Genomic DNA, 27,000 nt, shown 5'->3' on the forward strand with positions numbered 1-27,000 from the left:
CGCACGATGGCCGACAGCCGCACCGCCGCCAAGCCCCAGCGCCGCACCGGCGTGCGCGAGGCCGCGGCGCAGGCCACGCGCGACAGCATCCTGAAGTCGGCGACCAAGGTGTTCGCGAAGTACGGCTACGACGGCGGCAGCGTGGAGAAGATCTCCAAGGCCGCCAAGTCGTACGACCGCATGATCTACTACTACTTCGGCAGCAAGGAGGGCCTGTTCATCGCGGTGCTCGAAGGCATCTACAAGCGCATGGACGACGCCGAGGCCGCCATTGCGCTGGACGCCTCGCGGCCCGTGGAGGCGCTCACCGAAGTGATCCGCTTCGTGCTCGGCTACTACCGCAAGAACCCCGAGTTCGTGACGCTCCTGAACACCGAGAACCTGCACAAGGGCCGGCACATCTCGAAGTCGCTGCGGGCGCGCGAATACTCGTCGCGGGCGGTGGCGATCATTGCCGAGATCCTGGCCAGCGGCGCGGCCCAGGGCCTGTTTCGCCGCGACCTGAACGCGCGCGACATCTACCTGCTGATCGCGTCCACCGGCTACTTCTACACCTCGAACCGGCACACGCTCACGGCCTTCCTCGGCGAGCCGCTGGAGTCGCCCGAGGCGATCACGCACTGGGAAGACTTCGTGATCGAGACCGTGCTGCGCACCGTGCGCGCAGACGACCTGCAGGAGCAGGACACTCACACCCCACCCCACGACGAGGACACCACCAAATGGCAGAAATCGCAGCCGGCGCAAAGTCGGGCAAGGTCGTCATCAAGAACATAGGGCTGCTGCTCTCGGGCGACATCGACAAGCCCATCCTGGACGCCGACACCATCGTGGTGAACGACGGCCTGATCGTGGCGGTCGGCAAGGAAAAGGACTGCGACCTCGAAGGCGCGCAGACCGTCATCGACGCGAAGAAGACCTGCGTCGCGCCCGGTCTGATCGACAGCCACGTGCACCCGGTGTTCGGCGACTGGACGCCGCGCCAGGGGCAGATCGGCTGGATCGACTCCACCATGCACGGCGGCGTCACCACCATGATCTCGGCCGGCGAGGTGCACCTGCCCGGCCGGCCCAAGGACATCGTGGGCCTGAAGGCGCTGGCCATCACCGCGCAGCGCGCCTTCGACAACTTCCGCCCCGGCGGCGTGAAGGTGCTGGCCGGCGCGCCGGTGATCGAGAAGGGCATGGTCGAAAGCGACTTCAAGGAACTGGCCGAAGCCGGCGTGGGCCTGCTCGGCGAAGTGGGCCTGGGCTCGGTGAAAGCCGGCTACGAGGCCAAGGAGATGGTGGCCTGGGCGCGCAAGTACGGCATCCAGAGCACGATCCACACGGGCGGCCCGTCGATCCCGGGCTCGGGCCTGATCGACAAGGACGTGGTGCTGGAGGCCGACGCCGACATCATCGGCCACATCAACGGCGGCCACACCTCGCTGCCCGAGGCGCATGTGTGCGAGCTGTGCGAGAAGAGCTCGCGCGCGATCGAGATCGTGCACAACGGCAACGAGAAGGTGGCCATTGCCGCGGCCAAGGCCGCGCTCGAGCTCAAGTGCCCGCACCGCGTGATCCTCGGCACCGACGGGCCCGCGGGCTCGGGCGTGCAGCCGCTGGGCATCCTGCGCATGGTGGCCATGCTGTCGTCGATTGCAAACATCCCGGCCGAACTGGTGTTCTGCTTTGCCACCGGCAACACGGCGAAGATCCGCAAGCTCAACTGCGGGCTGGTCGAAGTGGGCCGCGACGCCGACTTCGTCTTCATGGACCGCGCGCAGCATTCGCCCGCGCCGGGCCTGCTCGAGAGCGTGCAGCTCGGCGACATCCCGGGCGTGGGCATGGTGATGATCGACGGCATCGTGCGCTGCGGCCGCAGCCGCAACACGCCGCCCGCGACCGAGATCCCGGTGGTGCTGCCGGCGGCGCACTGAGGCGCCTTCGGCTCAGGGGCTGCGCCGCGGCTTGAAGACGAGGTGCCGCGCGGCCAGGAAGTTGACCGCCATTCCCGCGCAGCTGCCGGCCGCAACGCCGAGTGCGGGCACCCACGGGCCTTCGAGCCAGTGCAGCACCAGCACATAGGCGCCGTAGTTGACGACCGCGCCGCCCAGCATGGTGGCGAGATAGCCGAGGTACTCGCGCACGATCGGCGTTGCGGCGCCCAGGGCGCGCCGCGCCGCGAAGGTGTAGCGCCGGTTCAGCGCCCAGGTGGTGGTGGCGGCCGCCAGGAAGGACAGCACGCGCGCGCCGTACCAGCCCAAAAGCGGCGCCGCAAGATACAGCACGGCCACGTCGACCACCAGTCCGATGACCCCGACCACCGCAAACGCCAGGAACTCGCGGCCGGCCTTCATGGCTTGCGGCGGAACTGCCCGACGCCGGGTATCGCGAGGTAGCGCAGCCGCTTGGCTTCGCGGCGGGCGAGCCGGATCGCGTGCATCACGACGCCGCACACCATCGACAGCATGGCGGCCAGCATGGCGCCGGTCGCCAGCACCGCCGTGGGGAGCCGGGGCACCAGGCCGGTGTGCAGGTAGGTGAGCAGCAGCGGAATGGCCAGCGCGATCGCGCCCGCCGCGAGCACTGCCGCAAGGATCGAGAAGAACTGCAGCGGCCGCTCGCTGATGAACAGCTTGCAGATGGTCTTCAGGATGCGCCAGCCGTCGCGGTAGGTCGAGAGCTTGCTGTGCGAGCCTTCGGGCCGCGTGCTGTAGGCGGTGTCGAACTCGGCATGGGGCATGCGCAGCTCGAGCGCGTGCACCGTGAGCTCGGTCTCGATCTCGAAGCCCTGCGAGAGCGCCGGGAACGACTTGGCATAGCGGCGCGAGAACACGCGGTAGCCTGAGAGCATGTCGGTCAGGCCGCCGCCGAAAAGCTGCGCCACGGCGCCCGTGAGCAGCCGGTTGCCGAAGCGGTGGCCGGCGCGGTAGGTGAGCGCATTCTGCCCATCGTCGACGCGGCAGCCCACCACCATGTCGAGGTTGCGCTCCACCAGCGCATCCACCAGCCGCGGCGCGCTGGCCACGTCGTAGGTGGCGTCGCCGTCGACCGTCACGTACACGTCGGCCTCGACGTCGGCGAACATGCGCCGCACGACGTTGCCCTTGCCGGGCGCGGCCACGTGCGTCACCGTGGCGCCGCTCGCGCGCGCGATGGCGGCCGTGTCGTCGGTCGAGTTGTTGTCGAAGACGTGGATCTCGGCCTCGGGCAGCGCCGCGCGGAACTGCGCGACCACCTGCGCGATCGACAGCGCCTCGTTGTAGCAGGGGATCACCGCCGCGATGCGGATCGGGGCGCGGGCGGCGGCGGATGGGTTGTCGTCGATCATGGTGCGGTCGAGAGAATGCGGTAGACCCGGCCACCGTCTTTTTCGTACAGCAGGGCGAAATGTTCGTCGAAGCCGGGCCGCGTGGCCAGCGTGGGCACCATCGACGTCGGCATGACGATGGCCGTGAATCCCTTGGCGGCCAGCTTGCGCGCCATGTCGCCCGGAAGCAGCAGCAGGAAATCGCGGTAGCGCCACGGGCCGAGCGTATCGCCCCAGATCGGATTGGGCCCGTAGTAGATCGCCTCGTTCAGCGCGATCTGGTAGACGCGCCCGTCGGCATGCTGGCGCAGGTAGTCCATGGCGGCATAGCCCGGCACATGCTGGCGCAGGAAAGCCTCGCGGGTTTCGGGCGTGGGCGAGATCATCGCCACCTTGCCCGCGGTCTGGCGCAGCGACACCGCGGCCAGCGCGGCCAGCAGCAGCACGACGATCCAGTCGCCGGCAAGGGCCAGGCGTCCGGCGGGTGCGGCGGCGGCAGGCGCGGCCTCCACCGGCCCGCCCTTGGCCCCGAAGACGCGGCGCACGCCCGCAGCGATCGCGCCGAACAGCACCTGCCAGCCGATGGCCGCCATCAGCGCGAGCAGCGGGAACGAGGCCGTGAGGTAGCGCGGATAGCGCGAAGTCAAGAGCCACACGGCCACCGAATAGAAGCAGAACCAGCCCGCGGCGCGCAGCGCGGCCGAGCGCTTCCACAGCAGGCTGAACGGTGCCAGGAACACGGCCCAGATCAGCGCGTTGGGCCGCGCCGCATGGTCGCGCACGTCGGCCACCTGCTGCACGTAGTCGGCCGGGATCCAGTCGGTGAAGCCGAACACGCGCGCGCCGATGGGGTTGAACGGGTCGCCGGTCATGATGGCGTTGCGCGCGTACCAATAGACGCACGGGACCAGGAAGCAGAGCAGCGCCAGCGCCCAGGCCTTGGGCCGGCGCTCGTGCCACACCACAAACAGCGCCACCAGCGGCAGGAAGGTGAGCGCCTGGTACTTGGATCCCGCGGCCACGCCCAGGCAGAACGCCGCCAGCCCGAGCCAGCGCGTGCCGCCCGGCAGCGGCTCTGATTCACGCCACCACCACAGCGCCACGCAGGCACTGAGCACGAAGAGCGCCACGCCCATGTCGATCAGCGCGTTCGAATAGTCGCCGATGCCGATCCAGATGGCCGCGCCGATGCAGGCCGTGAGCCGGTTCGCATGCTGGATGCCGAGGCGGTAGACCATCACCGCCGAAATCACTCCGGCCAGCGCATTGAGGAAGTGCGGCAGCACGTCGTCGCCCAGCTGCAGCGCGGCCGCATAGAGCAGGTTGTAGTTGTAGGGGAACCAGGGGTAGCGCAGCCACTCGTGGATGCCCAGCGAGCCCTGCTGCGCCACCTGCCGCGCATAGGGCAGGTGGTACATCAGCTCGTCGAAGGCGGCGGGCGGCGCGAGCGGCGCGACCAGCGCGGGCAGCGCCACCAGGGCCAGCGCGATGGCGGCGATCCGTTCGGCGCGAGTCCATGGCGCGGCGGGAGCACCAGCGACGTGCAGCGCCCGCACTTCGCGCCACCAGGGCCGCAGCTGCAGTGCGGCCGCCAGCACGCCGGCGGCAATCAGCGCCACGGTGGCGCCCGGCTTGAACGCGCCGAAGATCGCGAGCAGCTGGAAGGCGCAGATGAAAAGGCCCACGCCCAGGGCCGCCGCCATGGCCGCCTCGAGCCCCGCGTCCCGGCGCGGCGGCGGCGCCAGGCGCGCCAGCAGCGCGCGGCCGAAGCCCCAGCAGCCAAGCACAAAGACCGCCAGTGCCGCATAGTGCGCGGCGGCAAACATCAGCTTCTGAATAACAACTCCCGGCGCCGGGCGGCCACGCCGGCCGGCAGGTTCAAAGGTTCGGCGCCAGCAGGCGCTCGAGTTCGGATTCGCTGGTCCGGCGCCGCGCCGCCTGGTCCTGCAACTGGTCGTGCCCGATCTTGCCGACGTTGAAGTAGGTCGACTCGGGATGGCTCAGGTAGAAGCCGCTCACGCTGGCGGCGGGCATCATAGCGAGGCTTTCGGTCAGCGTCATGCCAATGTCCGCGCAACCCAGAAGGTCGAACATCGGGCGCTTCACGCTGTGGTCGGGGCAGGCCGGGTAGCCAGGCGCGGGGCGGATGCCGCGGTATTTCTCGGCGATCATGTCCTCGTTGCTGAGGCCCTCTTCGGGCGCATAGCCCCAGAGGTCGGTGCGCGCGCGGTGGTGCAGCGATTCGGCAAAGGCCTCGGCCAGCCGGTCGGCCAGCGCCTTGAGCATGATGGCGGAGTAGTCGTCGAGGTCGTCGATGAAGTACTTCTCCTTCTTCTCGACGCCCAGGCCCGCCGTCACTGCGAACACGCCCACGTAGTCTTTCAGCCCGCTGTCCTTGGGCGCGACGAAGTCGGCCAGGCAGCGGCTCGGGCGCATCACGCCGTCGATCACCTGCTTCTCGGTCTGCTGGCGCATGCCGTACCAGGTGAGCGCGACTTCGCTGCGCGTCTCGTCGGTGTAGAGCTCGATGTCGTCGTCGTTCACCGTGTTGGCGGGCCAGAAGCCGACCACGCCGCTCGCGCTGAGCCAGCGGCCCTCGATCAGGCGCTTGAGCATGCGCTGCCCATCGGCATACACGCGCACGGCCTCGGTGCCGACCACTTCGTCTTTCAGGATGGCCGGGAACGGGCCCGCGAGATCCCAGGTCTGGAAGAACGGGCCCCAGTCGATGTACTTCGCGAGCTCGGTCAGGTCGAAGTTCTTGAACAGGCGCCGGCCAATGAACTTGGGCACCGGCGGCGTGTAGCCGGACCAATCGACCGGCGTCTTGTTGGCGCGCGCCTTGGCCAGCGGCCACAGCGGCACCTGCTTCTTGTTGGCATGCTGCGTGCGCACCTTCTCGTAGTCGGCGTTGATCTCGTCGATGTACGCGGTGGCCTGGTCGCTCAGCAGGCTCTGCGCCACGCTCACGCTGCGGGAAGCGTCGGGCACGTAGACCACCGGGCCTTCGTAGTGCGGCGCGATCTTCACTGCCGTGTGCACGCGGCTGGTGGTGGCGCCGCCGATCAGAAGCGGAATCTTCCGGATGCGGAAGTGGTCGTCCTTCTGCATCTCGCCGGCCACGTACTGCATTTCTTCGAGGCTCGGCGTGATGAGGCCCGACAGGCCCACGATGTCCGCGCCCTCGACCTTCGCCTTGGCAAGGATCTCGTGGCACGGGACCATCACGCCCATGTTCACCACTTCGAAGTTGTTGCACTGGAGCACGACGGTGACGATGTTCTTGCCGATGTCGTGCACGTCGCCCTTCACGGTGGCGATGATGATCTTGCCCTTGGTGCGCACGTCGCGGCCCGCGGCCTCGTCCTGGCGCTTTTCTTCCTCGATGTAGGGAATGAGGTGGGCCACGGCCGACTTCATCACGCGCGCCGACTTCACCACCTGCGGCAGGAACATCTTGCCCTGGCCGAACAGGTCGCCCACGATGTTCATGCCGTCCATCAGCGGCCCCTCGATCACGTGCAGCGGCCGCCCGCCCTTGGCGAGGATCTGCTGGTAGGCCTCTTCGGTGTCTTCGACGATGAAGTCGGTGATGCCGTGCACCATGGCGTGCGAGAGGCGCTGGTTGACGTGCACCGGATGCTCCGGCGTGCCGCGCCATTCGAGCTTCTTGCTGTCGTCCTTGGCGCCGCTCTTGGCGGTCTCGGCCACTTCGACGAGGCGCTCTCCCGCATCGGGGCGGCGGTTGAGCACCACGTCTTCCACGCGCTCGCGCAGCGTCGGTTCGAGGTCGTCGTACACGCCCACCATGCCGGCGTTGACGATGCCCATGTCCATGCCCGCCTGGATCGCGTGGTACAGAAAGACGGTATGAATGGCTTCGCGCACCGGGTCATTGCCGCGGAAGCTGAAGCTCACGTTGCTCACGCCGCCCGACACCTTGGCGCCTGGCAGGTTCTCTTTGATCCAGCGCACGGCATTGATGAAGTCGACCGCGTAGTTGTCGTGCTCCTCGATGCCGGTGGCAATCGCGAAGATGTTGGGGTCGAAGATGATGTCCTCAGGCGGAAAGCCCACCTCGTCGACCAGGATGCGGTAGGCGCGCTCGCAGATCTCGATCTTGCGCTGGTAGGTGTCGGCCTGGCCTTTTTCGTCGAAGGCCATCACCACCGCGGCGGCGCCGTAGCGCCTCACGAGCTTGGCCTCGTGCTTGAACTTGTCGACCCCCTCCTTCATGGAGATGGAGTTGACGATGCCCTTGCCCTGGATGCAGCGCAGGCCGGCCTCGATCACCTCCCACTTGGAGCTGTCGACCATCACCGGCACGCGCGCGATGTCGGGCTCGCTGGCAATCAGGTTCAGGAAGCGCACCATCGCGGCCTTGCTGTCGAGCATGGCCTCGTCCATGTTGATGTCGATCACCTGCGCGCCGTTCTCCACCTGCTGGCGCGCCACGGCCAGGGCGTCCTCGAACTGGCCGTTCAGGATCATCCGTGCGAAGGCCTTGGAGCCGGTGACGTTGGTGCGCTCGCCGATGTTGACGAACAGCGACCCGGCATCGATGGCCACCGGCTCGAGGCCGGACAGCTTCATCGGGGGGACGCGGGGCGTGGAAACTTCTTCGCTCATGGGGGCTCACCTGGGCAGGAAAAAACGTCAGGTGAGCGTCGTTTGTTGCGGCTTGCGCCCCGGCCGGCGGGGCGCCTTCCAAGCCTGACGGCGGGCCTCTTGATGCGGGCCGCCGCTGCAACGCTCCTTGGAAGGGAGCGCAATTTTACCGGCTGCGGCAAGGGCCGCGGCCGCCAGGGTCGTTCAGGCGCCCTGCCTGGCCGCCGCTGCCGGGCCAGTCTTGGCGGGCGCGGCCGAGGCCGGCAGCCCGAACACCCGGTCGAAGCCCCAGTTGAAGACGAAGGTATAGATCAGGAAGAACACCACCAGGCCCAGGTCCATCACCAGCGCCTGCCACAGCGTCACGCCCAGGCCCCAGGCGAACAGCGGCACCAGCACCGCGATCAGCCCGCCCTCGAAGCCGATGGCATGCGCCATGCGCCGGCGCACGCTGCGCCCACGCACCGCCTGGCGCGACTCCCAGCGCTCGAACAGGGCGTTGAAAACCAGGTTCCAGATCACGGCAATGACCGAGGCGGCCACCGCGAGCACGCCCGAATGGCCGAGCCCGGCGTCCGTCATCAGCGCCAGCCCGGCGCTGGCGGCCACGATGGCGATGCCTTCGTAAAGGCTGATGTAGACGACGCGGCGCTGAAACCCCTGCATGGCTTTTCCCCTGGCAAATGAAAACGATGGCTGGACTTTATTTGCTGTTTGCTGATATAAAAAGTCAACTTATTTCAGTTTTATTGATAGATCAGCCGATGGCTTTCTCCAGCGACAACGTCGAGGTCTTCCTGGCCGTGATCGACCACGGCTCCTTCTCGGCCGCGGCGCGCGCGCTGCGCAAGGTGCCCTCGGCCGTCAGCATGGCGATTGCCAACCTCGAGGCCGAACTGGCCCTGCCGCTGTTCGACCGCAGCGGCCGCGAGCCGCAGCCGACCGCCGCCGCCCGCTCGCTGGAGCCGCAGGCGCGCCTCCTGGCGGCGCAGCTGAAGCAGCTTCAGGTGCAGGCCCTGGCGCTCACGCAGGGCCTGGAAAACCGCCTCACGCTGGCCATTGCGCCCGAGCTGCTGGCCGCGCCCTGGAGCGGGCCGCTGGCCGCGCTGGCCGAGGAATATCCGCTGCTGCAGGTCGAGGTGCTGGCCGCGCCGCAGGCCGATGCGCTGGCGCTGCTGCACAGCGGCCGCGCGCAGCTGGCGCTGGTGTTCGAGCGCCCGAGCCTCGACGGGCGCGAGGGGTTCCAGGAAGTCGGCAGCGACACCATGGTGGCCGTGATGGCGCCCGGCCATCCCGTGCTGCTGGCGGCCGCCGGCGAGCGGCTGCGCGAGGAGCACCTGACGAACACCCGGCAGATCGTGGTGGCGGGGCGCGATCTCGCCACCAGCGACCCGCGCTTCGTGTTCGCGCGCCACGTCTGGCGCACCGACAACGCGCTGGCCGCGCTGAGCCTGATCACGGCCGGCCTCGGCTGGGGCTGGCTGCCGCGCAATTTCGCCAGGCCGCACGTGGCCGCCGGCGCGCTGGTCGAGATTCCGTTCGAGAACCTCAGCAACGGGCTCGACCTGTGGGTCGACGTGGTGTGGTCGCGCGAGCGGCCGCTGGGGCTGGGAGCTCAGCGCTTCGTGGCGCTGATCGCGCGCGACCGGCAGGCGGCGGCGGGCATTTCCGCCGCCGACGATCCGCGGGGCTGATCAGTCGCGGTGGCCGTGACCACCGCCCTTTCCATCGCCACCATGGCCGTGGCCGCCACCCCTGCCGCCGCCTTCACCGCCGCCATGCGGGCGTCCGCCGCCACCGGCGCCGGGCCGGCCACCGCCCGGATGCATCTGCGGCTGGCCGGGCGGCGGTCCGGGCCGGAAGGCCGGCTGGGGCCGCGGCGGCTTGATGCCCGGGTCGGCCGGCGGGCGGTAGCCCGGCCCCGGCCGTGGCGGGCGGTAGCCCGGTCCGGGTTGCGGATGGAAGCCAGGCCCCGGCGCGGGCTTGAACCCCGGGCCCGGCCACGGCCTCGGCTGCCAGGCCGGCCGCACCGGCGGCGGGGGACGCCAGCCGGGCATCGGCGGCGGCGGCGGCCGGCCGCCCCACCAGCGGCGCTCGCCGTACCAGGGCCGGTCGCGGTAGTAGTCGGCCCAGTAGCTGCCGATCACGAACGTGACGACGGGCACGCCAATCACCGCGGCGTAGCTGGCCAGCGGCACGCGCCGCTCCTGGTAGGCGTAGTCCAGGCTCCGGGCCCAGACCCAGCCGCGCCCGCCGTCGGGCAGCACCACGTCGCACCAGCTGTAGCCGCCGGTACAGCCGATCACGTCGAGCGGCTGGCCCGGCCCGAGCCGCGCCACCAACGGATAGTCGCCCGAGGGCCCGGCCCGCAGGTTGACCGCGCCGCGCGTGAAGGCCTGCTGCGCCGCGGCCGCCAGCGGCAGGGCCAGCGCAACGGCGCCGATGCCGATCCAGCGCATGGAGAGTTTGTTGTTCATGACGAGGCTTCCTTTGCGCCGCCAGCCTAGGCGGCGGCCCGGATGCCGTCAATCAGCCGGGAGCGCGACAGCGCCGGGCGCCGGTCAGGCTGCTTCGCGGTAGAAGCCGTTGTTGTTCAACAGCCGGCCTGTCATCGGCGCCACGGCTTTGCCGATGGCCGCGATATGGTCCGGCGTGGTGCCGCAGCAGCCGCCCACGATGTTGACCAGCCCTTCGGCCGCGAACTCGTGCAGCAGCCGCGAGGTGACGTCGGGCGTCTCGTCGAAGCCGGTCTCGCTCATCGGATTGGGCAGGCCCGCGTTCGGATAGCAGCTGATGAAGGTGTCGCCCGCCACCTTGGCCAGTTCCTGGATGTAGGGCCGCATCAGCGCCGCGCCCAGCGCGCAGTTGAGCCCGATGGCCAGCGGCTGCGCATGGCGCACGCTGTGCCAGAACGCGGTGACGGTCTGGCCGCTCAGGATGCGGCCCGAGGCGTCGGTCACGGTGCCGCTGATGATCAGCGGCAGGCGCTGGCCGCTGTTGTCGAAATACTCGTCGACCGCGAACAGCGCGGCCTTGGCGTTGAGCGTGTCGAAGATGGTCTCGACCAGGATCACGTCGGCGCCGCCCTCGACCAGCGCCTCGGTCTGCTCGTAGTAGGCCGCGCGCAATTGCTCGAAGTCGACGTTGCGCGCGCCGGGGTCGTTCACGTCGGGGCTGATGCTCGCGGTCTTGGGCGTCGGGCCGAGGGCGCCGGCCACAAAGCGCGGCTTGTCCGGCGTGCTGAACTTGTCGCAGGCCGCACGCGCGAGCTTCGCCGATTCGAGGTTCATCTCGCGGGCGAGGTGCGCCATCCTGTAGTCCTCCTGCGCGATGGTGGTCGCGCCGAAGGTGTTGGTCTCGATCAGGTCGGCGCCGGCCGCGAGGTAGCCCTCGTGGATGTCGCGGATCACGTCGGGCCGCGTCAGCGAGAGCAGCTCGTTGTTGCCCTTGACGTCGCGCTCGAAGTCCTTGAAGCGCTCGCCGCGGTACTGCTCCTCGGTGAGCTTGAAGCGCTGGATCATCGTGCCCATCGCGCCGTCGAGGATGGCGATGCGCTTTTCGAGGATGCCGGCAAGCGCCTGGCCGCGGGTATAGATGACGGGCTTCATAGCCCCCGATTGTAGGAAGCGGGGCTGCCCCTGGCGGCCGTCAGTGCTTTAGCGGCGTTCGACGAATTCCAGCACCGCCTCGATCATGCGCCGCACATGCGGCTGCACGCCGGCCGCGACCTCGGGCAGGTAGTCGAAGGGCAGCTTCTCCTGCATGTAGCTCGACTGCGTCATCTCCAGCTGCACCGCGTGCACGCCGGCCGCGGGGTTGCCGTACTGGCGCGTGATGTAGCCGCCGGTGAAGCGGCCGTTGAGCACGCCGGTGTAGCCGGTGGCCGATTCCGCAATGCCGAGCAGCGTGGCGGCCAGCGCCGGGTCGCAGCTGCTGCCCTTGCCGGTGCCCAGGTTCAGGTCGGGCAGCTTGCCCTCGAAGAAGCGCGGCAGCACCGAGCGGATCGAGTGCGCGTCCCACAGCGCGATGGTGCCGTGCGCGGCCTTCAGGCGGTCGAGCTCGGCCTGCAGCTGCCGGTGGTAGGGCTGCCAGATGGCGTCGCGGCGCGCGGCGATTTCCGCGTCGTCCGGAAGGTCGTCGGCGGACGCGTAGACCGGCGTGTCGTCGAAGGTGTCGACCGGGCACAGGCCCGTGACGCTTTGGCCCGGATAGAGGCTGGCGCCATCCGGCGGCCGGTTCAGGTCGACCACGTAGCGCGAATGCGTGGCAACGAGCACCGACGCGCCGAGCGCATCGGCAAAGTCGTAGAGCCGTTCGAGGTGCCAGTCGGTGTCGGGCACCTGGCGCGCCTCGCCGGTCAGGCGGGCGGCGAGCGCGGGCGGCACGTAGGTGCCGACGTGCGGCATCGAGATCAGCAAGGGACGCGTGCCCTGGCGGAAGCGGAAGGCGGGTTCGGTGGTGGTGAAGCTCATGGGACTCTAATTTTCAAGGAGAAGCTGGCTGCGCGCCGCGACGAAGGCGGCGGCGGCCTCGGCGTGCAGGGCATGGCGGCCGGCCGCGACGCGCGGCTGGCCCGACACCCAGACGGCATCGATGGCCGAGGTGCGATGGCTCGCAAAGACGTGGGCCGACAGCATGTCGGGCGCCGGCAGGCCCTGCAGCGCAAGCTGCGCGGCATCGAGCACGACGAAGTCGGCCTGCTGCCCCGCCGCCAGGCCGCCGATGGCCCGGCCCGAGGCCTGCGCGCCGCCGCGCACCGCTTCGAGCGTGAGCGCGGTGGCCACGTGCGGCTGCGCCGCGCTGGCGCCGACGTTGCGTTGCCGCCAGGCCAGGCGCTGGCTGTATTCGAGCATCAGCAGTTCTTCCGCGGCATTGACCGTGGCGTGGCTGTCGGAGCCCAGGCCCCAGGCGCCGCCATGGTGGCGCCAGGCGGAAAAATCGAAGATGCCGTCGCCCAGGTTGGCCTCGGTGGTTGGGCACAGGCCGGCGACCGCGCCGCTCCTGGCGCCGCGCTCGTATTCGGCCGGGTCCATGTGCGTGGCATGCACCAGGCACCAGCGCGCATCGACCGGCGCATGGTCGAGCAGCCAGGCCACGGGGCGCTGGCCGCTCCAGGCCACGCAGTCGTCGACCTCCTTGGTCTGTTCGGCGATGTGGATGTGGATCGGCGCGCCCGGGTCGATGGCTTCGAGCCCCGCCACGGCTTCGCGCAGCGCATCGGGCGGCACGGCGCGCAGCGAATGCGGCGCGAGCCCCAGGCGGGCCGAAGGACCGCCTTGCGGTCCGGGTGCACCCTGCGCATCGCATGCGGGCTTGAGCGTGTCGAGCAGGCGCAGCATCGAATCGGTCGAGCGGATGAAGCGGCGCTGGCCCTCGTTGGGCGGCAGTCCGCCGAAGCCGCTGGCCTGGTAGAGCACGGGCAAGAGCGTGAAGCCGATGCCGGCCTTCTTCGCGGCGCGCAGCAGCGCGAGGCTCAGCGTCGCATCGTCGGCATAGGGGCGGCCATCGGCATCGTGGTGCACGTACTGGAACTCGCACACGCTGGTGTAGCCCGCTTCGAGCATCTCGGCATAGAGCCAGGTGGCGATGGCCTCCATCTGCTGCGGGCCGAGGCGCGCGGCAAAGCGGTACATCAGCGTGCGCCAACTCCAGAAGCTGTCCTGCTGCTGGGCGCGGTATTCGGTGAGCCCCGCGAAGGCGCGCTGGAAGGCATGCGAATGCAGGTTGGGCATGCCGGGGATCACGGGGCCCTTCGCCACCTGCGCGCCCGCTGCCGGCGGGGCCGCGGACTGCACCTGCGTGAGCTGGCCGGCCTCGTTCCACGACAGCCGCACGTTCTTTGCCCATCCGCCGGGCAGCAGCGCATCGGCCGCGAACAGCGTGTTCATTGGGCAGCTCCCACGGCGATGCGGCCCTGGCGCACGACGGTGCGCACCGGGCGCTGGCCGAACCAGTAGGCGAGCTCGGCTGCGTCGCGCACGTTCCAGAGCACGAAGTTGGCGGGCATGCCCTCGGCGATCGCGCCGTGCGTTTTCTGTAGGCGCAGGGCGCGCGCCGCATGCAGGGTGACGCCGGCCAGCGCCTCGGGCACCGTGAGGCGGAACAGCGTGCAGGCCATGTTCATCATCAACAGCAGGCTCAGCGCGGGCGAGGTGCCGGGGTTGTGGTCGGTCGACACGGCCATCGGCACGCCGGCGGTGCGCAGCGCCTCGATCGGCGGCAGGTGCGTGTCGCGCAGCGTGTAGTAGGCGCCGGGCAGCAGCACGGCCACGGTGCCTGATTGGCGCATGGCCTCGATGCCTTGGGCCGACAGGTGCTCGATGTGGTCGCACGAGAGCGCGCCGTAGCGCGCGGCGAGCGCGGCGCCGCCCATGTCGGAGAGCTGCTCGGCATGCAGCTTGACAGGCAGGCCCAGCGCCTTCGCGGCCTGGAACACCTGCTCGGTTTCCGCGAGCGTGAAGGCGATGCGTTCGCAGAACACGTCCACCGCATCGACCAGCCCCTCGGCCGCGAGCGCGGGCAGCATCTCATTGCAGACGAGATCGATGTAGTCGCCGCTGCGGCCCGCGTATTCGGGCGGCAGCGCATGCGCGCCGAGGAAGGTGGTGCGCACCGTGACGCCATAAGCCTCGCCCAGGCGCCGCGCCACGCGCAGCTGCTTGCGCTCGTGCTCGAGCGCCAGGCCGTAGCCCGACTTGATCTCGATCGCGCAGACGCCGTCGGCCAGCAGCTGTTCGAGCCGCGGCGCGGCCTGCGCGAAGAGCGCGTCTTCATCGGCCTCGCGCGTGGCGCGCACCGACGAGACGATGCCGCCGCCGGCCTTCGCCACTTCTTCGTAGCTGGCGCCCGCGAGCCGCATCGCGAACTCGTTGGCGCGCTGGCCGCCGTAGACCAGGTGCGTGTGGCAATCGACCAGGCCGGGCGTGACGAGCGCGCCGCGGCCATCGTGCGGCGGCAGGCCTGCGAACTCGGCCGGCAGGGCGCTGCGTGCGCCGACCCAGCGGACCGTGCCTTCGGCCACCGCGATGGCGGCTTCGGTGTCGGCGTCCGGGGTGGTGCCGGGCGCGGCGCCGGGCGCCAGGCGGAGCCCCGTCCAGAGGCCGTCGGCCGATGGGAATGTGCTTGCGGATGTCATGTCTTGTCTGGTGTTTGCACAGCTTACGCCGGCACGATGCGGATCGCAGCCAGCCGCGCGCCTTCCTGCGCGGGCTCGGCCTGCCATGCCTGCGCACTGTCGGTCCAGTACAGGCCTTCGCCCTCGCGGCAGGGCTCTCCGTTCAGGCGCCATGCGCCGCCAAGCGCGAGCAGCACGCCGTGCGGTGCGGCCTCGACGGCCGATGCGTGGTCTAGCACCTGCACGTCGGCGCGCCACTGGCCATGGCGCGTCATGATGTTGAAGTCGTTCGATGCGCCGCCGAGCAGCGTGCAGTCGATCGCGTCGTCGCCGCTGAATGCGAACGGCCGGTGCGGCACGTCGAGCCGGTGCTCGATGCGCCCGTCGTGCGTGAACAGCCGCACGCCGTCGCCTTCGAGCAGCATGATGCTGCGGTCCACGCCCGCGAAAGTCGAAAACGGCCCGGCCGCCGCGATGGTCGCGATGCTCGCGCGCCAGCCGAAGCCATCGAGCCCCGCGCCCTGCGGCCAGCTCGCGATCTCCTGCGTGGTGCCGCCGCCGTTCTTCCAGGGCATGGCGGGGAGAGAGCTGCGAGAGAAGCGCTGCACGCTCATCGCATCAACCCGCCTTGGCGCAGCTTCTGCTCGAAGTGCCTGAGGACCAGCGTCATCGTGCCCGTGAGCACGAAATACACGAGCGCAATCGCCAGGTAGACCTCGAGCGAGCGGTACGACACGCTGATGATCTTCTGCCCTTCATGCATCACGTCGTGGATCGTCAACAGAGACACCAGCGCCGAGTTCTTGATGAGCGCAATGAACTCGTTGCCCAGCGGCGGAATCATGCGCACCACGGCCTGCGGCAGCACGATCTCGCGCATCGCGGTGCCGGGCGTCATGCCCAGCGACTGCGCCGCCATGGTCTGGCCCTTGTCGATCGACTGGATCGCGCCACGCACGATCTCCGACACGTAGGCACCCGAATACACGCCGAGCCCCAGCACGCCGCACAGGAAGGCCGGCAGCAGGATGCCGAAGTGCGGCAGTCCGAAGAACAAAATGAAAAGCTGCACCAGCAGCGGCGTGCCACGGATCGCTGCCACGTACGCCGTGCACGCGCCGTAGAGCCAGCGCCGCTTCGGGTTGAGCCGGCCGATGCCCACCAGCAGGCCCAGCACGCAGCCGAGCGCGAGCGCGCAGGCGGTGATCTCCACCGTGACCAGCGCCCCGCGCAGCAGGTCGGGCCAGCCCTGCCAGACCGGCGAGAAATCGAAATCCATGGGTCAGCCTTTTCGGCGGCCGAGCGCCGGGCCGCCCCAAGCCGGCCGCGCCTCCCCCATGGGGGGTGGAGTTACACGCGCGCAGCGCGTGAAAAGCCGGGGGGCTGACATTACTTGAACCACTTGGCGACGATCTGCGCGTAGGTGCCGTCGGCCTTGAGCTTCTCGATGGCACCGTTCACCGCCTTGGTGAGTTCGGGCGTGTCCTTGCGGATGGCCATGCCGTATTCCTCGGTGGTGATCTGCTCGGGCAGCACCTTGAGGCCGCCGCGCGTGCGCACGTACTGGTAGGCGGCGGGCTTGCCGGTCACGGCGGCATCGGCGCGGCCGATGTCGACGAGGTTGAACATCTCCTGGTTCTTCTCGACTTCCATCAGCTGCACCTGCGGGAATTTCTCCTTGGTGTAGGCGACCGACTTGGTGCCCACCTGCACGCTGACCTTCTTGCCGTTGATGTCGGCCGGCGCCTTGATGGCCGTGTTGCCGTCCTTCACCATCACCACGAGGCCGCCCGCGTAGTAGGGCACGGTGAAGTCGACGACCTTCCTGCGCTCGTCGGTGATGTAGATGGCCGAGACGGCCATGTCGAAGCGCTTGGAAATGAGGCCCGGCACGAGCCCCTTGAAGTCGATGTCGATCCATTCGATCTTGCGGCCCAGCGTCTTGCCGATGGCCTCGACCAGCTCCACGTCGAAGCCCGTGCGCTTGCCGTTCTCCACGAACTCCATCGGCGGGAAGGTGGCATCGGTGGCCACGCGCAGCGGCTCGCCCTGCGCCTGCGCGGTGGCGGCAAAGCCGAAGAAGGCGAGGCTGGAGAGTGCGGCGGCAACGAGGGTGCGGCGGGTGTTCATGTGAAGGCTTCCGTGGGTTTGAAAAAAAAGAGGGAAAGAAAGGCAGCGATCGGCTATTGCAGCGCGCGCGAGATGCGCGCCGCGGTGACGACGGTGAGGGCGGCCCATGCAGCTTCCATGCCCCCGGCGCGCGTGAGCGGCGCCATGAGCGTGATCGCGCCGCGCAGGCGCCGGCCCGGGCCGAGCACCGGTGCGCTCGCGCCCCAGACGCCCGCGTCGACCTCGCCGTGGGTCACGGCATGGCCGGCCTCGCGGATCGCGTCGAGCTCGGCGGCACGCTCGGCGCGGCGGCCGGGGTCGTCGCCAAGGCTGTCGAGCAAGGCATCGCGCTGGTCGGCCGGCAGGTGGGCCAGCAGGCATTTGGCGCTGGCGCCGTCGCGCGCCGGCACGCTGCGGCCGCGGTCGAACGAGCAGCGCAGCGACTGCTCGCTGTCGATCATTTCCAGGCACACGACGCGGTCGTTGACCAGCGTGACCAGCGCCACGCTTTCATGGCTTTGCTGCGCGAGCGCGCGCATGTCGGCGCGCGCGGCCATGACGAGGTCGGAGTTGCCGTCGAAGCCGCTCGCGAGCTGCACGCTCACGGGGCCGGGCGAATAGCGTCCGTCGGTCTCCATCACGAAGCCCCAGCGCCGCAGCACCGCGATCTGCCGGTACAGCGTGCTCTTGACGAGGCCCGTGGCTTCGGCGAGTTCGGCCGCACTCATCGCCGACTTGCTCTGCGCCAGCACCGACAGCACGCGCAGCGCGCGGTCGTTGTGGGCGGAAGCTTCGGGCATGGACGTCATCTGGGCCAATCGCGGGGCGTCGAAAGTGGATGCGGTGTGCAGTATCTTGCCCACCGTTCCCACATCCAAGCCTTCATTCCCACTGAGTGGGAATGGGCGCGCTTTTTCTTTCTACCTTCGGCTTACCGCTGCTTCATGCGCCGGTCAGCGCACCATCGGCAGATTGAGGCCCTGCTTCTTCGCCGTGGCCACGGCAATGTCGTAGCCCGCGTCCGCATGGCGCATCACGCCGGTGGCCGGGTCGTTCCAGAGCACGCGCTCGATGCGCTTGGCGGCGGCCTCGGTGCCGTCGCACACGATCACCACGCCCGAGTGCTGCGAATAGCCCATGCCCACGCCGCCGCCATGGTGCAGGCTGACCCAGGTGGCGCCGCCCGCGGTGTTGAGCAGCGCGTTGAGCAGCGGCCAGTCGCTCACCGCATCGGTGCCGTCCTTCATGGCCTCGGTCTCGCGGTTGGGGCTCGCCACCGAGCCGGTGTCGAGGTGGTCGCGGCCAATGACGATGGGTGCCTTGAGTTCGCCGTTCTTCACCATCTCGTTGAAGGCCAGGCCGGCGATGTGGCGCTCGCCCAGGCCCAGCCAGCAGATGCGCGCCGGCAGGCCCTGGAAGGCGATGCGCTCGCGCGCCATGTCGAGCCAGCGGTGCGTGTGGGTGTTCTCGGGGAACAGCTCCTTGATCTTGGCGTCGGTCTTGTAGATGTCTTCGGGGTCGCCCGAGAGCGCCACCCAGCGGAACGGGCCCTTGCCTTCGCAGAACAGCGGGCGGATGTAGGCCGGCACGAAGCCCGGGAAGTCGAAGGCGTTCTGCACGCCCTCGTCGAAGGCGACCTGGCGGATGTTGTTGCCGTAGTCGACCGTGGGGATGCCCATGGCCTGGAAGTCGAGCATGGCCTGCACGTGCACGGCGCACGACTTGGCGGCGGCCTTCTTGAGCGCGTCGTGCTGCGAGACGTCCTTCATCGCGGCCTGCCATTGCGCAACGCTCCAGCCCGAAGGCAGGTAGCCGTTGATCAGGTCGTGCGCGGAGGTCTGGTCGGTCACGAGGTCGGGCTTGATGCCGCCGGCCTTGGCGCGCTTCACGAGCTCGGGCAGGATGTCGGCCGCGTTGCCGAGCAGCGCGATCGACACGGCTTCCTTCGCGTCGCAGTGCTGCTGGATGAGCTCGAGCGCATGGTCGATGTCGCGCGCCTGCTTGTCGACATAGCGCGTGCGCAGGCGGAAGTCGATGCTGGTCTGCTGGCACTCGATGTTGAGCGACACCGCGCCCGCGAGCGTGGCCGCGAGCGGCTGCGCGCCGCCCATGCCGCCCAAGCCGGCCGTGAGGATCCACTTGCCCGCGAGGCTGTTGTTGTAGTGCTGGCGGCCGGCTTCGACGAAGGTTTCGAAGGTGCCTTGCACGATGCCCTGGCTGCCGATGTAGATCCAGCTGCCGGCCGTCATCTGGCCGTACATGAAGAGGCCCTGGCGGTCGAGCTCGTTGAAGTGCTCCCAGTTGGCCCACTTGGGCACGAGGTTCGAGTTGGCGAGCAGCACGCGCGGCGCGTTCTCATGCGTCTTGAACACGCCGACCGGCTTGCCCGACTGGATGAGCAGCGTCTCGTCGTCGTTCAGTTCCTTCAGCGACGCGAGGATCTGGTCGTAGCAGGCCCAGTTGCGCGCGGCGCGGCCGATGCCGCCGTACACCACGAGGTCCTGCGGACGCTCTGCCACCTCGGCGTCGAGGTTGTTCTGCAGCATGCGGTAAGGCGCCTCGGTGAGCCAGCTCTTGCAGTTGAGCGTGCTGCCGCGCGGGGCGCGGATCACGCGCGTCGGGTCGTGGCGCGGGTCGGTGTTTTGCAGCGGGAGCTTTTCGGGTGCGTTCATGGCGAGGTTCTCCTTGTTCGGTGTTCAGGCGTGGCTGGGCAGGATGTTCAAGAGCGCGGCCGGCAGCTCGGCCTTCAGCGCCCACTGGCGCATCGCTTCGATGTCGGGCGCAAGGTAGCGGTCGCGTTCGAGAAAAGCGACCTTCTGGCGGATGGCGGCGAATTCGGCTTCGACCAGCGGGGAGCTCTTGAGCCCCCGCTTGAGTTCGATGCCTTGTGCCGCGGCCATCGCCTCGATGCCGACGACCACCGCCGTGTTGTTGACCATGTCGCCGAGCCGGCGCGCCGCGAAGGTGGCCATCGACACGTGGTCTTCCTGGTTGGCCGAAGTGGGCAGGCTGTCGACGCTCGCGGGATGCGCGAGCGACTTGTTCTCCGACGCCAGCGCCGCGGCCGTGACCTGCGCGATCATGAAGCCCGAGTTCAGGCCGCCATCGCGCACCAGGAACGGCGGCAGGCCCGACAGGCCGGTGTCGAGCAGCAGCGCGATGCGGCGCTCGGCAATCGCGCCCACTTCGCTCACTGCCAGCGCAATGATGTCGGCCGCAAAGGCCACCGGCTCGGCGTGGAAGTTGCCGCCCGAGATCACTTCGCCGGTGTCGGTGAACACCAGCGGGTTGTCCGAGGCGGCATTGGCCTCGATCACCAGCACGCGCGCGGCATGCGCGAGGTTGTCGAGGCAGGCGCCCATCACCTGCGGAATGCAGCGCACCGAATACGGGTCCTGCACGCGGCCGCAGTCGGCGTGCGAAGGGACGATCTCGCTGCCTTCGAGCAGCGTGCGCACCGCGCCCGCCACCGCGATCTGCCCCGGCTGGCCGCGCGCGGCATGGATGCGCGCATCGAAGGGCTTGATCGAACCCTGGATGGCTTCGAGCGAGAGCGCACCCGACATCAGCGCCGAAGCGAACACGTCCTCCGCGCCGAACAGGCCGGCGAGCGCGAGCGCGGTCGACACCTGCGTGCCGTTGAGCAGCGCCAGGCCTTCCTTGGGGCCGAGCACAAAGGGTTCGAGGCCGACGAGGCGCATGGCTTCGGCGCCGCTGACCACGGCGCCGTCGGCCGTGGTGGCCTCGCCCTCGCCGATCAGCACGCAGGCCATGTGCGCGAGCGGCGCGAGGTCGCCCGAGGCGCCGACCGAGCCCTTGCACGGAATGCGCGGCATGACGCCCGCATTGAACAGCGCCAGCAGCGCCTCGGCCAGCGCGGGCCGCACGCCCGAGTGGCCGCGCGCCAGGCTCACGGCCTTGGTCGCGAGCACCATGCGCACCACCGGCGCGGCCAGCGGCTCGCCCGTGCCCACGCTGTGCGAGAGCACGAGGTTGCGCTGCAGCTCGGCCAGGTGGTCGTTGCCGATGCGCGTGCTCGCGAGCTTGCCGAAGCCGGTGTTGATGCCGTAGACCACCTGGTCGTTCTCGACGATGTGGCGCACAGCCGCTTCGGCGCGCGCCATGCCCTCCTGCACCGAAGGATCGAGCGCCAGCCGCACGCCGCCGGCCTGGATGCGGCGCAGCATGGCAAGGTCCACCTTGCCGGGCGTGAGGATCAAGGGGGTGGCGGTGTGTTTGCTTGTTGGCATGTGAACCTGTCTATACAAGTAGTTGCGAGAGAAAACCTTCGGTTTCCGTGACAAAAAAATCAGCCGAAGCTGGGGTTGCCGTCGGCCTTGAAGCGGCTGCCCAGGCTGTAGCGCGACGCCGGATGCAGGCAGCGCACCCAGGTGACCGGCGTGTTGCGCGTCCAGGTGCGGCGCGTGAGCAGCAGGCAGGGGTCGGTGGGCTCCATCGCGAGCCGGGCCGCCTGCTCGGCGGTGGGCAGCACGGCGTCGACCACGTGCTCGATCTGGTCGAAGGGCACGTGGCGCACCAGGTACTCGCTGGGGGGCACGGCGGCGAAGTCCTGCTCGAGGAAATCGGGCACGACCAGCGGATTGACGTAGCGCTCCTCCAGCTGCACCGGCGTGTCGTTCTCCAGGTGCAGGCAGACGCTGTGGAACACCGAGGTGCCCGCGCGCATGTCGAGCCAGGCGGCCACGTCGGGCGAGGCGGCCAGGCGTTCCACCGCGAGCATCTCGCAGCGGTAGTCGTGCCCGCGCTGGCGGATCTCGCTCGCGATGTTGGCGATCTGCAGCAGCGTGGACTGCGGCTTGTTCTCGGCCACGAAGCTGCCGACCCCGGCCACGCGCACGATGCGGCCCTGCTCCATGAGCTCGCGCAGCGCGCGGTTCACCGTCATGCGCGAGATGCCGAACTGCGCGACCAATTCGCTCTCGGACGGCAGGCGATGGCCGGCCGGCCAGGTGCCGTCCTGGATCTTGCGGGAGATGTGATCCTTGACTTGCGCATAGAGCGCGAGGGACGGCAGGTCGCGTTTCATTTCAGGCGTGGGGCTTGTGTCAGTGCTCGGCCGCGGCCATCGACTCGGCGCGGATCTCTTCGGTCAGCCGCGCCTTGATTTCCATGAACTCCGGCGAGGTCTTGATGGTGTAGCTGCGCGGATGCGGAAAGTCGACCGCGATCTCGGTCTTGATGCGGCCCGGCCGCGCGCTGAACACCGCCACGCGGTTGGCCATGAAGATCGCCTCGTCGATGTCGTGCGTGACGAACAGCACCGTCTTGCGCGCCGACTCCCAGATGCCGAGCAAAAGCTCCTGCATCAGCACGCGGGTCTGGTTGTCGAGCGCGCCGAAGGGCTCGTCCAGCAGCAGCATCTTGGGGTCGTTGGCGAGCGCGCGCGCAATTGCGGTGCGCTGCTGCATGCCGCCCGAGAGCTGCTTCGGAAAATGGTGCTCGAAGCCGCGCAGCCCCACCTTGGCGATGAAGAACTCGCTGCGCTCCTTCTGGTCGGCCTCGCTCATGCCGCGCTCGCGCAGGCCGAAGCGGATGTTCTGCGCCACCGTGAGCCACGGAAAGAGCGTGTAGCTCTGGAACACCACGCCGCGGTCCGCGCCCGGGCCTTCGATGCGCTCGCCGTCGAGCAGCACCTGGCCGGTGGTCGGGAAGTCGAGCCCCGCGACGATGCGCAGCAGCGTCGACTTGCCGCAGCCCGAGGGGCCGAGGATGGTGACGAAGTCGTTCTCGCGCACCTCGAAGTCGATCGGCAGCAGCGCCTGCGTGCGCTGGCCGTTGGCGCCGGTGAAGACGCGCGAGACGCCCTGGATGGAAAGTTGGTCGTTCATCAGAGTGCAGCCCAGGCGAACATGCGGCGGTTGAGCGCCTTGAAAGCGAAGTCGGACACCAGCCCGATGACGCCGATCACGATGATCCCGAAGATGATCTGCCCGGTGTTGAGCAAGGCCTGGCTGTCGGTGATCATGTGGCCGATGCCCGACGAGGAGCCGATGAGTTCCGCCACGATCACGTAGGTCCAGGCCCAGCCGAGCACCAGGCGCAGCGTCTCGGCAATGCCGGGCGCAGCGCCCGGAATGAGCACGCGCGCCACGATGCCGCGGCTCTTGGCACCCAGCGTGTAGGCCGCCTCGACGAGGTCGCGCCGCGCGCCGCCCACCGTCACCGCCACCATCAGCACGATCTGGAAGAACGAGCCGATGAAGATCACCAAGAGCTTCTGCATCTCGCCCAGGCCCGCCCACAGGATGAGCAGCGGAATGAAGGCCGAGGCCGGCAGGTAGCGGCAGAACGAGACGAAGGGCTCGAAGAAGGCCTCCACGGCCTTCCAGGTGCCCATGGCAATGCCCAGCGGCACCGCCAGCACGGCCGCCAGCAGGAAGCCGCCGAACACGCGCCACACGGTCATGCCCACGTCGCCGATGAAGCCGAATTCGGCGAACAGCATCCAGCCTTCCTTCAGCATGGTCACGGGGCTGGCCAGGAAGGTCGGCGGCACGAAGCCGCCGAGCGTGGCAACGGACCACACGAGCACGAAGGCCACGAAGAAGCCGAGGCCGAGCAGCACGCGGGCGCGCCCGCTGACGGGCTCGAGCGGCGCGAGCGAACGGCGCCGCGCGGGCACGGCGGCCTGGGGGGTTGCGGCCGATGCAGGCGCCGCCGCGCGCGGCGCCACCTGCGGCAGGGCCTTACTTGACGAAGCTTGCATCGAACATGGCCGTGTAGTCTTCCGGCGCCTTGCGGATCACGCCGGCCTCCAGCAGGATGGGCGCGGCTTCCTTCATGAAGCCGGTGAGCTCGCCCGCGAAGAATTTCTGGTTGGCGGCCTTGTCCTGCCAGCGCAGGTAGGCCGACGACTTGGCGAACTGCTCGCCGGTCTGCTTGACGGCCGAACCCATGAGCTCGTTGGCCTTGGCCGGGTCGGCCTTGATCATGTCGAGTGCCTCGAAGTACGACTGCGCGAGCGCCTGCGCCGCCTTGGCGTTGGCCTTGAGCCAGGTGGGCGCGCAGCCCACGGTGTCCATCACCATCGGGTAGTCGAGCGTGGTGGCCAGGATCTTGCCGGCGGTGGGGTTGGCGCGCACGGTCGAAAGATACGGCTCGTAGGTCATGGCGGCGTCGTTCTGGCCGGCCACGAAGGCCTGGGCCGCGGGCTGCGGCTCGAGCGAGACCAGCTTCACGTCCTTCAGCGTCATGCCGTTCTTGTTGAGCATCCAGGCCAGGCCGAAGTAAGGCGCGGTGCCCGGCGCGCTCACGCCGATGGTCTTGCCCTTGAGGTCGGCAAAGCCCTTCACGTCGTTGCGCACCGCGAGGCCGTCGGCGCCGTAGGACTTGTCCATCTGGAAAATCTGCACGATGGGCACGCCGTTGGCGTTCCAGGCCACGTGCGTTTCCACCGTGGTGGCGGCGCACTGGATGGCGCCGGAGGCCAGCGCGAGGTGCCGGTCCTTCTGCGGAATCATCTTGAGTTCGACGTCCAGGCCGTTCTTCTTGAAGATGCCGGCCTTGTCGGCCAGCGAGAGCGGCGCAAAGCCGGTCCAGCCCGACATGCCGAGCGCAATCCTGGTTTCCTGCGCGGCGGCCGTCTGGGCCATGCCTGCTGCACACGCGCCTGCTGCCAGCAGCGACGCGACTTTCACAACTACCGTCTTGACGACCATGGGTACTCCTGGGTCTGTTTTCTAGGAAAAAGCTTGGCGATACGCTCCCGACCACGGGCTGCGCGCACCTCGCATTGTTGCCAAGCGCCCCAACTTGTATATACAGGATAACCCGAAAGGACCGTTTCGGTGCATTCCTTCAGCAAAACGCACCAGATTGCTGTCTATACAGGAAGGCGGCAAGGCGGGCTTCACCATTGCAAACCTCGTGCCACAGTCCTGCGGGTGCCGCTGGGGGACAATCGGCGTTTCCCCCTTTCGCCCACCCCACCCTTCGCATCCGCTGCCCGTGTCCTCGCTCGCTCCCCTTCCCCTCGACGCCCCCGGCAGCAGCAGCGCACCCGCCGACATCCTTCACGAAGTCTTCGGCTATTCGCAGTTCCGCGGACCGCAGCAGGACATCGTCGAGCATGTGGTGGCCGGCGGCGACGCGCTGGTGCTGATGCCCACGGGCGGCGGCAAGTCGCTGTGCTACCAGATCCCGGCCATTGCGCGGCAGCGCGCGGGGCGCGGGGTCTCGGTGGTGGTGTCGCCGCTGATCGCGCTGATGCACGACCAGGTCGGCGCGCTGCACGAGGCCGGGGTGAACGCGGCCTTCCTGAATTCGACGCTCGACTGGGAGCAGACGCAGGACGTCGAGCGCCGCATGCTGCGCGGCGAGATCACGCTGCTGTACGCGGCGCCCGAGCGCGTGAACACGCCGCGCTTTCTCTCGCAGCTCGATTCGCTGAAGGAGCGCGGCAAGCTCTCGCTGTTCGCGATCGACGAGGCGCATTGCGTGAGCCAGTGGGGCCACGACTTCCGCCCCGAATACCGCGCGCTCACGGTGCTGCACGAGCGCTACCCGGGCGTGCCGCGCATCGCGCTCACCGCCACGGCCGATGCGCTCACGCGCGCCGACATCGTCGAGCGGCTGCAGCTGGAGGAGGCGCGCCAGTTCGTCTCCAGCTTCGACCGGCCGAACATCCGCTACACCATCGTCGAGAAGAAGGACGCGACCACGCAGCTGCTGCGCTTCATCGAGCGCGAGCACGAAGGCGATGCGGGCGTGGTCTATTGCCAGTCGCGCAAGCGCGTGGAAGACGTGGCCGTGATGCTGAAGGGCGCGGGCATCAACGCGCTGCCCTACCACGCGGGCCTGGACGCGGCAGTGCGCCAGAAGCACCAGGACCGGTTCCTGCGCGAAGAAGGCGTGGTGATGGTCGCGACCATCGCCTTCGGCATGGGCATCGACAAGCCCGACGTGCGCTTTGTCGGCCACCTCGACATGCCCAAGAACATCGAGGGCTACTACCAGGAAACCGGCCGCGCGGGCCGCGACGGCGCGCCGGCCGATGCCTGGATGGCCTACGGCCTGCAGGACGTGGTGAACCAGCGCCGCATGATCGACGAGAGCCCCGCGGGCGAAGAGTTCAAGCAGGTGATGCGCGGCAAGCTCGACGCGCTGCTCTCATTGGCCGAGGCAAGCGACTGCCGCCGCGTGCGTCTCTTGGGCTACTTCGGCGAGAAGAGCACCCCCTGCGGCAACTGCGACAACTGTTTGAACCCACCGCAGGTGTGGGATGGCACCGATGCCGCGCGCAAGCTGCTCTCCACCATCTACCGCGTGCAGCAGCTGAGCGGCATCAGCTTTGGCGCGGGCCACATCATGGACATCCTGCGCGGCAAGGAGACCGAGAAGGTCAAGCAGTTCGGGCACGAGCGCATCAGCACCTTCGGCATTGGCGCGGAGTTCAGCGAAGTGCAGCTGCGCGGCGTGCTGCGCCAGCTCATCGCCACGGGCGCGCTGGCGGTCGATGCGGAAGCCTTCAACACGCTGAAGCTCACGGAAGGCTCGCGCGCGGTGCTCAAGGGCGAAGCGAACGTGACGCTGCGCGAGTCGGTTTCGTCGCCGGCCGCGCGCGGCGGCAAGCCCCGGCGCGAGAAGGCGGCGCGCGGCGCCCCGTCTCCGGCGGCCGCGGCACTCGATGCCGACGGCCAGAAGCGCTTCGAGGCGCTCAAGGCCTGGCGCGCGGAAGTGGCGCGCGAGCACAACCTGCCGGCCTACGTGATCTTCCACGACGCCACGCTAGCGGCCATTGCCGAGCGCGCGCCCGCGACGCTCGAAGACCTGCAGGGCATCAGCGGCATCGGCACCAAGAAGCTCGAGGCCTACGGCGCCGAGGTGCTGCGCGTCTGCAGCGCGTTCTAGTCGA

Annotated in this window: 24 protein-coding genes and 1 riboswitch; of the genes, 4 read left to right on the top strand and 20 right to left on the bottom strand. The window is 69.0% G+C overall.

The features are described from left to right. Positions 1-6: 6 nt before the first annotated feature. Positions 7-777: a TetR/AcrR family transcriptional regulator gene (locus tag AC1DMS_RS19230; protein ID WP_049809389.1), complete on the top strand. Its 771-nt coding sequence runs from the start codon at positions 7-9 to the stop codon at positions 775-777. Next, positions 723-1,922: an amidohydrolase family protein gene (locus tag AC1DMS_RS19235; protein ID WP_028256314.1), complete on the top strand. Its 1,200-nt coding sequence runs from the start codon at positions 723-725 to the stop codon at positions 1,920-1,922. The genes AC1DMS_RS19230 and AC1DMS_RS19235 overlap by 55 nt, the downstream gene beginning before the upstream one ends. A gap of 12 nt (positions 1,923-1,934) precedes the next feature. Here the strand turns inward: AC1DMS_RS19235 and AC1DMS_RS19240 are convergent, their stop codons facing one another. The 5 genes from AC1DMS_RS19240 to AC1DMS_RS19260 form a co-directional block, all read right to left on the bottom strand. Next, a complete protein-coding gene (locus AC1DMS_RS19240) occupies positions 1,935-2,342 on the bottom strand; it encodes a GtrA family protein (RefSeq protein ID WP_012745339.1) in 408 nt (135 codons plus the stop codon). Further along, complete coding sequence (locus tag AC1DMS_RS19245) at positions 2,339-3,316, bottom strand: glycosyltransferase family 2 protein (RefSeq protein ID WP_028256315.1); 978 nt, start codon at positions 3,314-3,316, stop codon at positions 2,339-2,341. The genes AC1DMS_RS19240 and AC1DMS_RS19245 overlap by 4 nt, the downstream gene beginning before the upstream one ends. Further along, a complete protein-coding gene (locus AC1DMS_RS19250) occupies positions 3,313-5,121 on the bottom strand; it encodes an ArnT family glycosyltransferase (protein WP_478181627.1) in 1,809 nt (602 codons plus the stop codon). Before AC1DMS_RS19250 ends, AC1DMS_RS19245 begins: the two co-directional genes overlap by 4 nt. 52 nt (positions 5,122-5,173) lie before the next feature. Beyond that, complete coding sequence (gene metH / locus AC1DMS_RS19255) at positions 5,174-7,888, bottom strand: methionine synthase (RefSeq protein ID WP_278879898.1); 2,715 nt, start codon at positions 7,886-7,888, stop codon at positions 5,174-5,176. A gap of 62 nt (positions 7,889-7,950) precedes the next feature. Further along, positions 7,951-8,059: riboswitch (S-adenosyl-L-homocysteine riboswitch) on the bottom strand. 48 nt (positions 8,060-8,107) lie between these two features. Beyond that, a complete protein-coding gene (locus AC1DMS_RS19260) occupies positions 8,108-8,569 on the bottom strand; it encodes a PACE efflux transporter (protein WP_028256546.1) in 462 nt (153 codons plus the stop codon). 98 nt (positions 8,570-8,667) lie between these two features. On the opposite strand from AC1DMS_RS19260, the gene AC1DMS_RS19265 reads away from it, so the two are divergent. Then, positions 8,668-9,597 (top strand): LysR family transcriptional regulator, encoded by a 930-nt coding sequence (locus AC1DMS_RS19265; protein WP_012745334.1) that lies wholly within the window; start codon positions 8,668-8,670, stop codon positions 9,595-9,597. Here the strand turns inward: AC1DMS_RS19265 and AC1DMS_RS19270 are convergent, their stop codons facing one another. From AC1DMS_RS19270 to AC1DMS_RS19340, 15 genes are all read right to left on the bottom strand, one after another. Beyond that, positions 9,598-10,380 (bottom strand): SH3 domain-containing protein, encoded by a 783-nt coding sequence (locus AC1DMS_RS19270; protein ID WP_478181628.1) that lies wholly within the window; start codon positions 10,378-10,380, stop codon positions 9,598-9,600. An 84-nt stretch (positions 10,381-10,464) separates the two neighbouring features. Continuing rightward, positions 10,465-11,511: a homocysteine S-methyltransferase family protein gene (locus AC1DMS_RS19275; RefSeq protein ID WP_012745332.1), complete on the bottom strand. Its 1,047-nt coding sequence runs from the start codon at positions 11,509-11,511 to the stop codon at positions 10,465-10,467. A 48-nt stretch (positions 11,512-11,559) separates the two neighbouring features. Beyond that, entirely contained in the window at positions 11,560-12,375 is an 816-nt protein-coding gene (hutG, locus tag AC1DMS_RS19280) for an N-formylglutamate deformylase (RefSeq protein ID WP_028256545.1), read from the bottom strand. Positions 12,376-12,381: 6 nt separating this feature from the next. After that, positions 12,382-13,791 (bottom strand): formimidoylglutamate deiminase, encoded by a 1,410-nt coding sequence (locus AC1DMS_RS19285; RefSeq protein WP_436034886.1) that lies wholly within the window; start codon positions 13,789-13,791, stop codon positions 12,382-12,384. Next, entirely contained in the window at positions 13,788-15,038 is a 1,251-nt protein-coding gene (gene hutI / locus AC1DMS_RS19290) for an imidazolonepropionase (RefSeq protein WP_478181629.1), read from the bottom strand. The genes AC1DMS_RS19285 and hutI overlap by 4 nt, the downstream gene beginning before the upstream one ends. 23 nt (positions 15,039-15,061) lie before the next feature. Continuing rightward, positions 15,062-15,631, bottom strand: a complete 570-nt coding sequence (locus tag AC1DMS_RS19295) for a HutD/Ves family protein (protein WP_081247511.1) — start codon at positions 15,629-15,631, stop codon at positions 15,062-15,064. Further along, entirely contained in the window at positions 15,628-16,296 is a 669-nt protein-coding gene (locus AC1DMS_RS19300) for an amino acid ABC transporter permease (protein WP_012745327.1), read from the bottom strand. Before AC1DMS_RS19300 ends, AC1DMS_RS19295 begins: the two co-directional genes overlap by 4 nt. 110 nt (positions 16,297-16,406) lie before the next feature. Next, positions 16,407-17,147, bottom strand: coding sequence for a transporter substrate-binding domain-containing protein (locus AC1DMS_RS19305; RefSeq protein ID WP_012745326.1), 741 nt, complete (start codon positions 17,145-17,147; stop codon positions 16,407-16,409). Positions 17,148-17,200: 53 nt separating this feature from the next. Continuing rightward, positions 17,201-17,935: an IclR family transcriptional regulator gene (locus tag AC1DMS_RS19310; protein ID WP_012745325.1), complete on the bottom strand. Its 735-nt coding sequence runs from the start codon at positions 17,933-17,935 to the stop codon at positions 17,201-17,203. A 144-nt stretch (positions 17,936-18,079) separates the two neighbouring features. Then, positions 18,080-19,798, bottom strand: coding sequence for a urocanate hydratase (hutU, locus tag AC1DMS_RS19315; protein ID WP_012745324.1), 1,719 nt, complete (start codon positions 19,796-19,798; stop codon positions 18,080-18,082). A gap of 24 nt (positions 19,799-19,822) precedes the next feature. Then, positions 19,823-21,376, bottom strand: a complete 1,554-nt coding sequence (hutH, locus tag AC1DMS_RS19320) for a histidine ammonia-lyase (RefSeq protein ID WP_012745323.1) — start codon at positions 21,374-21,376, stop codon at positions 19,823-19,825. A 59-nt stretch (positions 21,377-21,435) separates the two neighbouring features. Continuing rightward, on the bottom strand, positions 21,436-22,173 hold the full coding sequence (gene hutC, locus AC1DMS_RS19325) for a histidine utilization repressor (protein WP_012745322.1): 738 nt from the start codon (positions 22,171-22,173) through the stop codon (positions 21,436-21,438). Between the two features lie 19 nt (positions 22,174-22,192). Further along, a complete protein-coding gene (locus AC1DMS_RS19330; protein ID WP_012745321.1) occupies positions 22,193-22,975 on the bottom strand; it encodes an ABC transporter ATP-binding protein in 783 nt (260 codons plus the stop codon). Continuing rightward, a complete protein-coding gene (locus tag AC1DMS_RS19335; protein ID WP_012745320.1) occupies positions 22,975-23,853 on the bottom strand; it encodes an ABC transporter permease in 879 nt (292 codons plus the stop codon). The genes AC1DMS_RS19330 and AC1DMS_RS19335 overlap by 1 nt, the downstream gene beginning before the upstream one ends. Then, positions 23,834-24,805, bottom strand: a complete 972-nt coding sequence (locus AC1DMS_RS19340; RefSeq protein ID WP_012745319.1) for an ABC transporter substrate-binding protein — start codon at positions 24,803-24,805, stop codon at positions 23,834-23,836. Before AC1DMS_RS19340 ends, AC1DMS_RS19335 begins: the two co-directional genes overlap by 20 nt. A 289-nt stretch (positions 24,806-25,094) precedes the next feature. Between AC1DMS_RS19340 and recQ the strand changes: the two genes are divergently transcribed. Beyond that, positions 25,095-26,996 (top strand): DNA helicase RecQ, encoded by a 1,902-nt coding sequence (gene recQ, locus AC1DMS_RS19345; protein WP_012745318.1) that lies wholly within the window; start codon positions 25,095-25,097, stop codon positions 26,994-26,996. Positions 26,997-27,000: the final 4 nt, after the last annotated feature.

Source organism: Variovorax sp. 05T418 (assembly GCF_056396385.1).

Coding starts and splice junctions, on each gene's coding strand:
- AC1DMS_RS19330 (WP_012745321.1), bottom strand. CDS start 22,975: ATGAACGACCAACTTTCCATCCAGGGCGTCTCGCGCGTCTTCACCGGC.
- AC1DMS_RS19270 (WP_478181628.1), bottom strand. CDS start 10,380: ATGAACAACAAACTCTCCATGCGCTGGATCGGCATCGGCGCCGTTGCG.
- AC1DMS_RS19265 (WP_012745334.1), top strand. CDS start 8,668: ATGGCTTTCTCCAGCGACAACGTCGAGGTCTTCCTGGCCGTGATCGAC.
- hutC (WP_012745322.1), bottom strand. CDS start 22,173: ATGAAACGCGACCTGCCGTCCCTCGCGCTCTATGCGCAAGTCAAGGAT.
- AC1DMS_RS19300 (WP_012745327.1), bottom strand. CDS start 16,296: ATGGATTTCGATTTCTCGCCGGTCTGGCAGGGCTGGCCCGACCTGCTG.
- hutH (WP_012745323.1), bottom strand. CDS start 21,376: ATGCCAACAAGCAAACACACCGCCACCCCCTTGATCCTCACGCCCGGC.
- AC1DMS_RS19335 (WP_012745320.1), bottom strand. CDS start 23,853: ATGCAAGCTTCGTCAAGTAAGGCCCTGCCGCAGGTGGCGCCGCGCGCG.
- hutG (WP_028256545.1), bottom strand. CDS start 12,375: ATGAGCTTCACCACCACCGAACCCGCCTTCCGCTTCCGCCAGGGCACG.
- AC1DMS_RS19285 (WP_436034886.1), bottom strand. CDS start 13,791: ATGAACACGCTGTTCGCGGCCGATGCGCTGCTGCCCGGCGGATGGGCA.
- hutU (WP_012745324.1), bottom strand. CDS start 19,798: ATGAACGCACCCGAAAAGCTCCCGCTGCAAAACACCGACCCGCGCCAC.
- AC1DMS_RS19340 (WP_012745319.1), bottom strand. CDS start 24,805: ATGGTCGTCAAGACGGTAGTTGTGAAAGTCGCGTCGCTGCTGGCAGCA.
- AC1DMS_RS19310 (WP_012745325.1), bottom strand. CDS start 17,935: ATGACGTCCATGCCCGAAGCTTCCGCCCACAACGACCGCGCGCTGCGC.
- AC1DMS_RS19295 (WP_081247511.1), bottom strand. CDS start 15,631: ATGAGCGTGCAGCGCTTCTCTCGCAGCTCTCTCCCCGCCATGCCCTGG.
- AC1DMS_RS19230 (WP_049809389.1), top strand. CDS start 7: ATGGCCGACAGCCGCACCGCCGCCAAGCCCCAGCGCCGCACCGGCGTG.
- AC1DMS_RS19245 (WP_028256315.1), bottom strand. CDS start 3,316: ATGATCGACGACAACCCATCCGCCGCCGCCCGCGCCCCGATCCGCATC.
- AC1DMS_RS19235 (WP_028256314.1), top strand. CDS start 723: ATGGCAGAAATCGCAGCCGGCGCAAAGTCGGGCAAGGTCGTCATCAAG.
- AC1DMS_RS19250 (WP_478181627.1), bottom strand. CDS start 5,121: ATGTTTGCCGCCGCGCACTATGCGGCACTGGCGGTCTTTGTGCTTGGC.
- hutI (WP_478181629.1), bottom strand. CDS start 15,038: ATGACATCCGCAAGCACATTCCCATCGGCCGACGGCCTCTGGACGGGG.
- metH (WP_278879898.1), bottom strand. CDS start 7,888: ATGAAGCTGTCCGGCCTCGAGCCGGTGGCCATCGATGCCGGGTCGCTG.
- AC1DMS_RS19305 (WP_012745326.1), bottom strand. CDS start 17,147: ATGAACACCCGCCGCACCCTCGTTGCCGCCGCACTCTCCAGCCTCGCC.
- AC1DMS_RS19240 (WP_012745339.1), bottom strand. CDS start 2,342: ATGAAGGCCGGCCGCGAGTTCCTGGCGTTTGCGGTGGTCGGGGTCATC.
- AC1DMS_RS19275 (WP_012745332.1), bottom strand. CDS start 11,511: ATGAAGCCCGTCATCTATACCCGCGGCCAGGCGCTTGCCGGCATCCTC.
- AC1DMS_RS19260 (WP_028256546.1), bottom strand. CDS start 8,569: ATGCAGGGGTTTCAGCGCCGCGTCGTCTACATCAGCCTTTACGAAGGC.